11 protein-coding genes are annotated in these 11,727 nt (G+C 41.0%); 4 read left to right on the top strand and 7 right to left on the bottom strand.

What is annotated here, in order from left to right:
* Positions 1 to 66 precede the first annotated feature (66 nt).
* From ACJAT7_RS09620 to ACJAT7_RS09610, 3 genes are all read left to right on the top strand, one after another.
* The gene (locus tag ACJAT7_RS09620) at positions 67 to 549 is read left to right on the top strand and encodes a hypothetical protein (RefSeq protein WP_415226588.1); all 483 of its coding nucleotides are present in this window, start codon (positions 67 to 69) and stop codon (positions 547 to 549) included.
* Between the two features lie 159 nt (positions 550 to 708).
* Positions 709 to 1,137, top strand: a complete 429-nt coding sequence (locus tag ACJAT7_RS09615; protein ID WP_415226587.1) for a universal stress protein — start codon at positions 709 to 711, stop codon at positions 1,135 to 1,137.
* A gap of 918 nt (positions 1,138 to 2,055) precedes the next feature.
* Positions 2,056 to 2,769 (top strand): GntR family transcriptional regulator, encoded by a 714-nt coding sequence (locus tag ACJAT7_RS09610; protein WP_415226586.1) that lies wholly within the window; start codon positions 2,056 to 2,058, stop codon positions 2,767 to 2,769.
* Between the two features lie 141 nt (positions 2,770 to 2,910).
* On the opposite strand, the gene ACJAT7_RS09605 is transcribed toward ACJAT7_RS09610, so the two are convergent.
* From ACJAT7_RS09605 to lepA, 7 genes are all read right to left on the bottom strand, one after another.
* On the bottom strand, positions 2,911 to 4,137 hold the full coding sequence (locus ACJAT7_RS09605) for an aminotransferase class V-fold PLP-dependent enzyme (protein WP_415226585.1): 1,227 nt from the start codon (positions 4,135 to 4,137) through the stop codon (positions 2,911 to 2,913).
* Between the two features lie 167 nt (positions 4,138 to 4,304).
* Positions 4,305 to 5,045, bottom strand: a complete 741-nt coding sequence (gene pdxJ / locus ACJAT7_RS09600; protein WP_415226584.1) for a pyridoxine 5'-phosphate synthase — start codon at positions 5,043 to 5,045, stop codon at positions 4,305 to 4,307.
* Between the two features lie 23 nt (positions 5,046 to 5,068).
* Entirely contained in the window at positions 5,069 to 5,770 is a 702-nt protein-coding gene (recO, locus tag ACJAT7_RS09595) for a DNA repair protein RecO (RefSeq protein ID WP_415226583.1), read from the bottom strand.
* Between the two features lie 6 nt (positions 5,771 to 5,776).
* On the bottom strand, positions 5,777 to 6,679 hold the full coding sequence (gene era / locus ACJAT7_RS09590) for a GTPase Era (RefSeq protein WP_415226582.1): 903 nt from the start codon (positions 6,677 to 6,679) through the stop codon (positions 5,777 to 5,779).
* Positions 6,679 to 7,359: a ribonuclease III gene (gene rnc / locus ACJAT7_RS09585; protein WP_415226581.1), complete on the bottom strand. Its 681-nt coding sequence runs from the start codon at positions 7,357 to 7,359 to the stop codon at positions 6,679 to 6,681. The genes era and rnc overlap by 1 nt, the downstream gene beginning before the upstream one ends.
* Before the next feature lie 2 nt (positions 7,360 to 7,361).
* Positions 7,362 to 8,276 carry a signal peptidase I gene (gene lepB / locus ACJAT7_RS09580; RefSeq protein ID WP_415226580.1) on the bottom strand — a complete coding sequence of 305 codons (915 nt, stop codon included), beginning with the start codon at positions 8,274 to 8,276 and terminating at the stop codon, positions 7,362 to 7,364.
* Positions 8,277 to 8,549: 273 nt separating this feature from the next.
* Positions 8,550 to 10,346 carry a translation elongation factor 4 gene (gene lepA, locus ACJAT7_RS09575; RefSeq protein ID WP_415226579.1) on the bottom strand — a complete coding sequence of 599 codons (1,797 nt, stop codon included), beginning with the start codon at positions 10,344 to 10,346 and terminating at the stop codon, positions 8,550 to 8,552.
* A 610-nt stretch (positions 10,347 to 10,956) separates the two neighbouring features.
* Between lepA and ACJAT7_RS09570 the strand changes: the two genes are divergently transcribed.
* Complete coding sequence (locus ACJAT7_RS09570) at positions 10,957 to 11,427, top strand: RNA recognition motif domain-containing protein (RefSeq protein WP_415226578.1); 471 nt, start codon at positions 10,957 to 10,959, stop codon at positions 11,425 to 11,427.
* Positions 11,428 to 11,727 lie beyond the last annotated feature (300 nt).

Genomic DNA, 11,727 nt, shown 5'->3' with positions numbered 1-11,727 from the left:
CTCTCTTTTTGGTTAAACGCAATGAGCGGTTCGAACTTACTTATCCTGGGTTTCATCCTGGGTTGTATGTCTAACCTTGATATGGGTGGTCCAGTTAACAAAGCCGCATACCTATTCTGTATCGGTGCAGGTGCTAACGGTAACACAGAGTTCTACGCAGCGTTTACAGCCGCTAAGTGTATCCCGGGTATGTCGCTTGGTATCATGACATTTGTATTCCCTAAACTGTTCGACGAAGAAGACCGTCTTGCAGGTCCATCTACTGGAATCTTAGGTTTTTGTGGTATTACCGAAGGTGCAATACCTTACGCAGTTAAAGATCCAATAAGTATCATTCCAGCTCACATGATTGGCGGTGGTATTGCAGCAGCGCTTATCCTTTCATCTAAAATACAGATCGGTACAATTGCAGGTGGTGCGGTATTTATGCTACCAGTAATCAGTGAACCTCTGGCATGGTTAGCATACTTTGTAATCGGTATCGCAGTTTCAATGACGCTCACTGTCGCTATTAAGATGATGAAAAAAAGAAAAGCAGTTAAAGCATAAGCTTAACTACTTTAATCCAAAGATTAAAAAGAGATGTTGAAAGGCATCTCTTTTTTTTGCTTTTAGCTTTTTAATAAAGTGAAAAAATCCGGGTTACATGAACATTATTCAGGGTTGTACTACGCTAAAAGTATGACAATAGGATATCGAGGTAATATTATGAATTACAAGCACATACTAGTTACAGTCGATTCTTCAGAAGAAAGTAAATTGTTAATCGATAAGGCGGTAATGATAGCGAAGGACGCAGATGCTGAATTATCCTTTATCAGTGCTGATGAGGTTTACAGAGTTGACCATCACAATATAATTGGTCTGACACCTAATCAGGCGCAAGCGGATAAAGCGGAATCGATGGAATTCCTTGCAAAACTGGAGGCGCTAAAAGACAGCGCTGGTTACCCGGTAAAAAATATTCTGATTTGCAGCGATAGCATTACTTCCGAAATCGAAAAAGCGATAAAGGAAGAAGGTGTAGATCTGCTGGTATGCAGTCATCACCATGACTTCTGGCATTCACAGTTTTCAGGTGCGGCTAAGTTAATGAAGGCTGTAAATGTGGATATGTTTGTAGTGTCAGTTAAGTAACCCGATCGCAGGATCCTGTAACTAATTCCGTGTCCTGCGGTTTTTAAATGTAATCTTTAAGGCGGTCTTCAAACGTTATCAGAAAACGATTTAAGGCCGTTTTCCAATTGATACCGGCTTAACTTGATCTCAGGTTAATTAGCTTACATAACTTTGATAGATATCTTCCATACGAGCTTCAGTACAGTGAGAACTTGGTCCTACAAAAACAATGCTACCAACCACCTTTCTACTTTTTCCATAACCAACTGAAAAACAATTTACGCCCGCATCGATACCTTCAATATCAGTGCATAATGAAAATAATCATCCCTTCTGCTAAAAATATTAAACAACGGAAATCAATAAAGAGACCTTTTTCAGGGCAACCCGAAGCAATTGTTTGAGTGCACAGAATCTAAAAGATAGTCCCTTTCACCATCACCAATCTTCAAATCATATCAACAAGTTAGTTAAGTCTTTGAATGGCCTGTTAACACTGCCAGTGATAGCGGTTAAACAAATAAACACTGAGTTCTAAGTCTATATTAAAGATATTTGTATGGGTATTTATATTACTCTTTCAGATATTCCGCACTCATGCATAACCAGCTGGTTTTATAAGATTATTTTTCATGCCCTCTGAGATAAAAAAAACACTGAAAACCTTTATAATCATACAATTATGAAATTCAGGTGCGGTAAGTAGACTATGTCTTTATTTGTGTTTTGTGATGAATATAAAATATTTAAGTGAAAATATCGTATAATTTCATATTAAGAACACTTTTTGTATGGCTAACCCCCGCGCACTATGATACAAATGAAAAGGATATTACAATACAATTTATTGAGTGATAAAGCATCTATAGTATAATTTATAGATCCTATTTATTACAGTGCATCGTTGTGCACTGATAAAAAGACAAGAGAATCAAAATGGCAAAAATTTCACTGTACCGCCAAATTGCAGATACAATCCGTGAAAAAATAAAGAGTGGCGAATATAAAGTGGGTGAAGCCATTCCTACTGAAGCAGAACTACGGGAAGCGTTTTCAGTAAGTCGAGTAACCATACGACAATCGCTGAAGTTACTGATTGAAAATGAAGAACTTGAAAGCGTGCAGGGAAGTGGTACTTATGTCAAAGAAAAAAAAGTCAACTACGATATATATCAGCAATCCAGTTTTAAAGAAAAATGGGCACATCTTGATGTCGCTACTCATAGTGATGTTATTGCTTTTGAAATTACAAAGCCAAGCATTCTGATGGCTGAACATCTTAATATTAACGAAAATGATCGTATCTTCTATGTCAAACGAGTGCGTTATATAGAAGATAATCCGGTCACGGTTGAAGAAACCTGGCTACCATTGGCGCTTTTTCCTGATTTGACTTATGAAGTGATGCAAAAATCTAAATATGAGTTTATTGAAAAAACCAAAGGTTTAGTCATTGATCGCAGCGAACAAGAGATAATACCTATTCTACCGTCCGCGGAAGTCTCTGCATTACTCAGTATTGATCCTAACCTGCCTATTATTGAAAAACGTACTCGTAGTTATTTACAAGACAATACGGTGTTTGAATACAGTCGTAACTTTTTTAAATCAACCGATTACAAGTTTACTTTAGTTGCCAAACGTCATTAATAATAGGCTGTGGTTAATGTTTATCCGTGATCTCTTTTACAGGGTAGGTAGGCAGGTAGCGTGCATAAAAATGCTTGCGCATTAATAGGTACGGCATAAGACTTGATTGAAAATAGAGATCAAGTCTTATGCCATGACAACTTATTGCAACATCTGCAATAGTTTTTTCAGCGCTTCAATAAAACGTTGTGCTTCTTCAAGCGTATTATAAATGGCAAAAGAAACACGGACTGTGCCGTTACAATTTAATTCGCTCATCAATGGCATCGCGCAATGCGAACCACTGCGCACAGCGATCCCCTGGGCATCTAATAGCATTGCAATATCAGCAGCTGACTCCCCTTTTATGGTAAAACTGATTGCGCCCGATTTTTTTACCCCGGCACAAAATAGAGTGACCTCTGGTATCGCTGATAAAGCTTTTTCAGTGAAATGCAGTAGCGACTGCTCATGCGCTTTTAATCGCTCGTGATCATAACCCTTGATAAAATCGAGCGCCGCACCGAGTCCAATCACGCCGGCAATATTAGGCGTACCCGCTTCAAATTTAAAAGGTAATTCATTATAAGTTGTCTCTTTGAAACTCACTGATTTAATCATCTCTCCACCACCTTGCCAGGGCGGCAGTTTTTCCAGCAGATCCTGCTTACCATATAACACCCCTACTCCGGTTGGAGCGAACAGTTTATGGGCTGAAAAAACGTAATAATCACAATCAAGATCTTGAACATCAACAGTAAGATGGGCAACGGCTTGCGCGCCATCGATAATAACTTGAGCATCCACTTGATGGGCTAATTTGATTATCTCTTTGACCGGATTTATCACCCCTAATGCATTGGAGATATGCGTGATACTGACCAGTTTGGTTTTCTCATTTAAAAGCGCTTGGTAAGCCTCTAGATCTAAACAACAATCAGCGCTGAGCGGAATCACTTTTAAGACAATGCCATGTGACTTGACGAGCATCTGCCAGGGGACAATATTGGCGTGGTGCTCCATCGCGCTGATGATCACCTGATCACCTCTTTGTAACTGCGACGCGAGTACATTTGCAAGAAGATTTATCCCCTCGGTCGTCCCTTTTGTCCAGATGATCTCTTTACTGCTTTTGGCATTAATAAACTGCTGTACAGCCGTACGCACCGCCTCAAATGAGGTCGTTGCACGGTTACTTAACTGGTGGCTGGCGCGATGCACATTGGCATTATCATTGAGGTAGTAGTGTGAAATGGCATCCACAACCGCCAGCGGTTTTTGCGTGGTAGCGGCATTGTCCAGATAAACCAAAGGGAAATCATTGACTGTTTGGTTTAATATTGGGAAGTGTGAGCGAAGCTCTGAGATAAAAAAACTAGAATTAGACAAAGTAGACTCGCCTTAGTTGGTATAAAAATATCTTTTCCATTTGTTGTGTAACTTGTGGCTAGCTAGACGCCGGAATTTTGCGCTATATCAAGGCAAAAGCGCGCAGTTTACAAGTGTAAATGAGCACTTTTAACGAAGAGATAGAACAAAATAACCAGTCTTGATAGTTACAATGAATTAGAACGCCCTTCAACCATCAAGCGTTTCATTTCGCTCACAGCAGCGGCAAAACCATCCACTACAGCGCGCGCCACAATCGCATGACCAATATTAAGTTCGATAATTTCAGGCAAGGCTGCAATCGGTTTTACATTATGGTAATTAAGACCATGCCCGGCATTCACTTTAATACCTGCCTGGCTTGCATAGGTAGCGGCTTTGGCAATGCGCGCAAGCTCGAACTGTTGAACGTCTTCCGAGGGTGCATCGGCATATTTACCCGTATGCAGCTCAATATAAGCGGCTCCGGTCTTAATAGCGGCATCAATTTGCAAGTTTTCCGGATCGATAAACAGGGAAACCTGAATACCCGCCGCATTTAAACGGTCCACTGCAGACGCCACTTTAGTAAATGAACCGGCCACATCCAGACCGCCTTCTGTCGTCAGCTCTTCGCGTTTTTCAGGCACTAAACAGACAAAAGCAGGGTTAGTTTGAATCGCAATATCAACCATCTCATCGGTCACCGCCATCTCCAGATTCATGCGTGTTTGCAGTGTTTGCGCAAGCACAGCAACGTCCCTATCCCTGATATGACGGCGATCTTCACGCAGATGAATGGTAATACCATCGGCGCCGGCACACTCAGCAATCGCTGCCAGATGGGCAGGCTCCGGGAAACAAGTTCCACGGGCATTACGTAATGTTGCGATATGGTCGATATTCACACCGAGGAGAAGTTTGCTCATCTATTTTTATCCTTTGATATTTTTTATTTAGCCGAAAATAGCGCACGACTATGTAATGGCTTGCCACCCAACAAATGGGCAAATGCTTGCCGGCAAAACCGTTTTGCTGCTTTTAAAACAGTGGGCGATGAGAAGTCGCGGCATGCTAACGCGAGTAACTCTTCGCCGGTATAAACTTGATCTTTATTATGAATTGCCTGCTTGGCAAAAAAACCAGATTGTTGCTGATACTGATATTCAAAACCTGCTTCGATTAATTCTCCGCTATAAATATCTTCTTCAAAATTAACGCCATAGCCCAAGGTATCAAGCAGTGTTAATTCAAAATGGCGCAAGGCAATTTGCGGATCACTGTTGCCAGCAATCGCTAATAATGTTTGCTGATAAGACTCAAACAATCCATCGCAGGCCGTTTCTGCTTGTAATAACCGATACAGCAATTCATTGATATACATTGCCACAAACAAACGTACTCCGACTAACGGCACCACTTGGGTTTTCGCCTCAATCGACTTGACCGTTTTTAAACTGCCTCGTCCAAAATAACTCACTTGCAGCAGGGTAAAAGGCTGTGCCATACCCCGTCTCATACGCGTAGTGCTGCGCCCACCTTTATAAACTAAACTGACCTTGCCGACATCCTGGCAAAAAAGGTCCAGCAGCTGACTCGTCTCCCGATAGGGTCGGCGGTGCAAAATAAACGCGTTATGGCACTCTAAGGACATTAGTCGTTACTTACTGTAATCATCGCCATAACCAAGGCTGTGCAGTGCACGCATATCATCAGCCCAACCAGATTTTACTTTCACCCAGACTTCTAAAAAGACTTTGGAATCAAACAGCTCTTCCATATCTAAACGTGATTGCATACTGATAGCTTTGAGTTTTTCGCCTTTATTACCGATAACCATACGTTTTTGCCCATCTCGCTCAACTAAGATCAAGGCATTAATATGTAATACACCATTCGCTTGTTGCTTGAACTGTTCAATTTCAACGGTCACCGAATAAGGCAGTTCATCGCCTAAAAATCGCATCAGTTTTTCACGTACAATCTCAGAAGCCATAAAACGCGATGAGCGATCCGTAATGTAGTCTTCAGGAAAATAATGTTCCGACTCAGGCAGCACTTCCTGTGCCCACTGGCGGATTTTTTCAATATTATCGCCCTTTTTAGCAGACATAGGTAAAATATGTTTGAAGTTATAAAGCTTACCTAACCCTTCAAGATGGGGCAGTAATAACTCCTTATCCTGCACATTATCAATTTTGTTAACCGCTAAAATAACAGGACATTTCAGATACTTAAACTTGCTCAGTACCATTTCGTCATCTTCATTCCAATGGGTTCCTTCGACAACAAACACCACCATCTCAACATCGTTAATTGAACTGGAAGCGGCACGATTCATTAAACGGTTAATGGCACGCTTTTCTTCCACATGAAGCCCGGGTGTATCCACAAAAATGGTCTGGTAATCACCTTCGGTATCAATACCCAAAATGCGGTGACGCGTAGTCTGTGCCTTACGAGAAGTAATGCTGACTTTTTGTCCCAACAGGGCATTAATAAGCGTTGACTTGCCCACATTTGGACGGCCTACAATAGCTATTAATCCACATTTTTTAGTCATTACTCTGCTCCACTTAAGAAATCTAACATTTTTCCGGCGGCGATCTGTTCCGCTTTACGGCGGCTCGTACCCTGCCCCTGCACGAGAGGAAGCCCCTCAATTGAGCAACTCATAGTGAAACGCTGATTGTGCGCTTCACCTTTAACCTCAATCACTTCATAAATAGGCAAGGCTTTTTTGCGCGACTGCAAACGCTCTTGTAATTGCGTTTTCGGATCTTTTTGACTGATTCCGGGTTGAATTGACTGCAAACGACTGTCAAACCATTTTAGAATCAGCTGTTTGGCGGTATCAATATCAGAGTCTAAAAAAGCGGCACCAATAATAGCTTCTACACCATCTGCAATAATTGAATCGCGGCGAAAACCACCACTTTTCAACTCACCCGGGCCTAAAATAAGGCAGTCACCGAGTTGAAATTCGCGACCTATTTCCGCCAGCATTTTCCCACAGACCAAAGTCGCGCGCATGCGGCTTAAATCACCTTCATCTACTTTTGGAAAGCGTAAGTAAAGATCGGTTGAAATGGCATAACTTAATATTGAATCGCCCAGAAACTCTAAACGTTCATTGTGACCGCCTAATGCACTGCGATGTGTTAATGCTTGTTTGAGCAGTGCAAAGTTTGTAAAACTATAACCAATACGTTTTTCTAATCGTTTTAATTCAACATTTTTCATAACTATTTAATTCCACCAATGCGATTAAAACGGACACCACTTGGTACCCAAGTTGGTAATAAATCATCACTATTACGGTAAAATTCGAAACTGACCCAGATAGCAACCGCTTTACCTACCAAGTTTTGCTCAGGCACAAATCCCCAGAAACGGCTGTCTCTGCTGTTATCTCGATTATCACCCATCATAAAATAGTGCCCTTCTGGCACAACCCATTCGTAAGCATAAGTGCCTTCCTGCTGGTAATAATAAGCAAGCTGATCCTGACGCATGGGATTGATCAGTATTTTATGGGCAACCTCACCCAAAATTTCGCTGTAAACCTGCATTTTAGAATCTTCATCAGCAAAGGTCTCATCACCTAAGTAATTAACATCTAATGGTTTATAATTCCCACATGGCGCTTTTTCACAGGCAGGAATCAGATACAGTTGTTTCTCCTTGTAAACGATACGATCGCCCGGCAAACCAACCACGCGTTTAATATAATCAACGCGAATATCTTCAGGGTATTTAAAAACAGCCACATCTCCCCGTTTTGGTGAATCCATTGGAATCAGGGTATTTTGCCAAACAGGCTCTTTTACGCCATATGAAAACTTTTCTACCAGGATGAAGTCACCCACTAAAAGTGTCGGCATCATAGAGCCGGAGGGAATTTGAAACGGCTCGTAAATAAATGAACGTAAAACAAAAACAATTGCTATCACAGGAAATAGTGAACGGGCATTTTCAATAATCACATTTTCAGGGTGAATCGTGGCCAGCGTTTGTTCATCAAGCACTGTTTCTGTTTTATCTTGCGCTTGTTGACGTGCGGTATTGCGCGCAGGCCCCCAGATGAATTTATCGAGTAACCAGATAACACCGGTTAGGAAAGTTAAAATAACTAAAATAAGTGCAAACGTATTTGCCATATTGATTCCTATCAATTTATAAAATCAGATTATTTAAACCGACATGATCTATCAATATCTGTTTAACTAATACGACTATTAAGTAAAATTGCACTCTTCAATGCAAAAGTTAATGCAAAGGTTAATGCATTGTTTAATGCAAGAAGTAATGCAAGGGTTAAAAAGTAAAATCACACCATTAGCCGCGATCATTACTATCTATTAAAAACAAAAATGCGCAGATCAAAAAATCAGCGCATTTTGTCATGATTCAAAAGTTGAAAACATATGAAATTATTTGTCTTTGCCAATATGTAATACAGCGAGGAACGCTTCTTGTGGTACATCTACATTGCCCACTGACTTCATCCGTTTTTTCCCCTCTTTCTGTTTACTGAGCAGTTTCTTCTTACGGCTAATATCACCACCGTAACATTTTGCGATTACATTTTTGCGCAGTTGTCGCACCGTTGAACGGGCAATGACTTTTACGCCAATCGCCGCTTGTATGGCGATATCAAACATCTGCCGAGGAATTAACTCTTTCATCTTCTCAACTAATTCCCGTCCATAGCTTTCTGCATTATTACGATGAGTAATTAATGCTAACGCATCAACACGATCGCCGTTAATCATCACATCTACACGCACCATGTCAGCTAATTCAAAGCGCAGAAAGTTATATTCAAGTGAGGCATAACCACGGCTGGTCGATTTTAAGCGGTCAAAGAAGTCCATTACGACCTCACCCATGGGGATATGGTAAGTTAATGCGACTTGATTACCGTGATAAACCATTTTTGTTTGTACACCACGTTTATTAACACACAGGGTAATAACGTTACCTAAATAGGCTTGCGGCACCAAAATATTACATTCAGCAATAGGCTCACGAATCTCTTTGATATCATTAGTCGCAGGCAATTTTGCCGGGCTATCAATATAGTGAACCTTGCTATCGTTTGTTTCAACTTCATAGACAACAGTCGGTGCTGTGGTGATTAAATCAAGATCATATTCACGCTCTAAGCGTTCCTGAACGATCTCCATATGTAATAGGCCCAAGAAACCACAACGGAAACCAAAACCGAGTGCCGATGAATTCTCCGGCTCGTAAAATAGTGACGCATCATTAATACTTAACTTGCCTAATGCATCACGGAAGTTTTCGTAATCATCAGAGCTGACCGGGAACAGACCTGCATAAACCTGCGGTTGAGCGCGTTTGAATCCGCCTAAAGCTTTAGAGGCTGGATTGTTTGCCAAGGTTAATGTGTCACCAACCGGCGCGCCCAAAATATCTTTAATACCCGAGATCACGTAACCTACTTCACCCGCTTTTAAGATACCCGTTTCTTTTGCTTTTGGCGTAAAGTAACCAACTTTACTCACTAAATGCACATGCCCGGTTGACATCACTTTCATGCGATCGCCAACTTTAATTTGCCCGTGCATGATGCGCACCAAAGAGATAACCCCTTGGTAGTTATCAAACCATGAATCAATAATTAACGCCTGCAACGGTGCATTTACGTCACCCACTGGTGGCGGAATGGCACGTACAATCTCTTCTAAAACTAAATCGATACCTAAACCCGTTTTAGCAGAACAGCGCACCGCATCTGTTGCGTCAATGCCGATAATATCTTCGATCTCTTCGGCAACGCGATCCGGCTCAGCGGCGGGCAGATCAATTTTGTTTAAGATGGGTACAACTTCTAAATTCATTTCCATCGCGGTATAGCAATTGGCTAATGTTTGCGCTTCAACACCTTGACCGGCATCAACCACCAGTAGCGCACCTTCACAAGCGGCTAATGAGCGCGATACTTCATAAGAGAAATCAACATGCCCCGGCGTGTCAATGAAATTAAGTTGATATATTTGACCATCTTTGGCTTTGTAATCAAGTGTCACGCTTTGCGCTTTGATAGTGATACCACGCTCACGCTCAATATCCATTGAGTCCAATACTTGAGCTGCCATTTCACGATCACTTAAGCCGCCACAAGTGCTGATCAAACGGTCTGATAGAGTCGATTTTCCGTGGTCGATATGGGCGATGATTGAAAAGTTACGAATATTTTTCATGAAGACATTAAATACCTGTGTTATTGCATGCTTTATGCGGTGTCATTATGGCTTTTATACCGAAACCTCCTGGGCTTGAAAAAGTAGCAAGTGGCTTGGGTATATAGTTGACGTGCATTCTAGCTAATTTATCAAGCAATCGCCATCTTTATGAGAGACAGAACAGATATTGTCCATACAGAAATAAATTGCTTTACCGCTTGCAAATAACTGAGTCGCCGGAAGATGTTATATATATTCTCCATTTTAAAATATTTAACAAAGTTATAACCTAGCAACTTGCTGCACAAAATCTTGTGCGGATACAAAACAATCAGGTTTTGCTTATTAATAGAGCGGCTCAAGCGTGCCCTGTTTCACAAAATGGAATTCCTGTTGACCAATAACAACCTATTATTGTTAACTTAATTGATCAATTTAGCTTACAATACATCTGCTTTTTTAGGAATGGTTGCTGACAAGGAAAAAAAAGACTCTTTATGTTATCTACAAGACTTTTTGCTACGTCAAAAGCACCGAGAAAAGATATAAATTAAACAAGCAGTTAATTGCTTGTATTGGTATCATTTAATGCAATTATTTTTCTATCTATCTTTGAGGTTATTTTATTATGAAATCAAACACTTCCGTGTTGCTTTCTGTCGCTATCGCGATTTTAGGTTATATTATTATTCGAGTATCAGGTCTAAACATCCCTGGTGAATTATTATTCGCAATTGGCGCGTTGGCAGCGGGACTTGCAATCCAATTTATCCCCACCAAGAAATCGACCGATTCAAGCAGTGATGCAAGTGAAGCGGATTTCGCCAGCACTACGCTTTATGTAGGTAACTTACCTTACCGCGCAAATGAAATGTCTATCCGCACTCTTTTCTCTGAACACGGTAAAGTACTTTCTGTTCGTTTAATGAAAGATAAGCACACGGGAAAACGCCGTGGTTTTGGTTTTGTAGAGATGCCTAAAAAAGACGCTGAAAATGCAATCAATGCATTAAATGAGCAAGAGTTCCAAGAGCGCTCATTAAAAGTACGCGAAGCAAACGAACGCGCACCGCTAACTGAGCAAAGCGAAAACGCTTAAATTTAGCATTAAGTCCCTATTATCAACGCCCTTTCGGGCGTTTTTTTATACCTATTGAAAAATGTCGCAATCTATACCCGTTAGATATTCACCTTCACGCCTAGAATCTGTTCACCTCACGACTTGCTGATTTTTGCATCTTGAATGGTAACGGGTATATACCCGTTAGATATTTACCTTCACGCTTTGAACCTGTTCACCCCACGACTTGCTGATTTTTGCATCTTCAATGATAACGGCTATCGCTCTTTGAGCTAAACTGAAATAGATAGCAAGAGGCTATAAGCGCAATAAGGAGTA

The organism is Psychromonas sp., assembly GCF_047632995.1.
Classification (GTDB): domain Bacteria; phylum Pseudomonadota; class Gammaproteobacteria; order Enterobacterales; family Psychromonadaceae; genus Psychromonas.
The sequence above is the reverse complement of the archived record's forward strand: the minus strand, read 5'-3'. Positions and strand labels throughout refer to the sequence as shown.

Bases quoted from the DNA above. Each gene is read 5' to 3' on its own strand.
- ACJAT7_RS09620 (WP_415226588.1), top strand. From the start codon at position 67: ATGTCTAACCTTGATATGGGTGGTCCAGTTAACAAAGCCGCATACCTA.
- ACJAT7_RS09615 (WP_415226587.1), top strand. From the start codon at position 709: ATGAATTACAAGCACATACTAGTTACAGTCGATTCTTCAGAAGAAAGT.
- ACJAT7_RS09610 (WP_415226586.1), top strand. From the start codon at position 2,056: ATGGCAAAAATTTCACTGTACCGCCAAATTGCAGATACAATCCGTGAA.
- pdxJ (WP_415226584.1), bottom strand. From the start codon at position 5,045: ATGAGCAAACTTCTCCTCGGTGTGAATATCGACCATATCGCAACATTA.
- recO (WP_415226583.1), bottom strand. From the start codon at position 5,770: ATGTCCTTAGAGTGCCATAACGCGTTTATTTTGCACCGCCGACCCTAT.
- era (WP_415226582.1), bottom strand. From the start codon at position 6,679: ATGACTAAAAAATGTGGATTAATAGCTATTGTAGGCCGTCCAAATGTG.
- rnc (WP_415226581.1), bottom strand. From the start codon at position 7,359: ATGAAAAATGTTGAATTAAAACGATTAGAAAAACGTATTGGTTATAGT.
- lepB (WP_415226580.1), bottom strand. From the start codon at position 8,276: ATGGCAAATACGTTTGCACTTATTTTAGTTATTTTAACTTTCCTAACC.
- lepA (WP_415226579.1), bottom strand. From the start codon at position 10,346: ATGAAAAATATTCGTAACTTTTCAATCATCGCCCATATCGACCACGGA.
- ACJAT7_RS09570 (WP_415226578.1), top strand. From the start codon at position 10,957: ATGAAATCAAACACTTCCGTGTTGCTTTCTGTCGCTATCGCGATTTTA.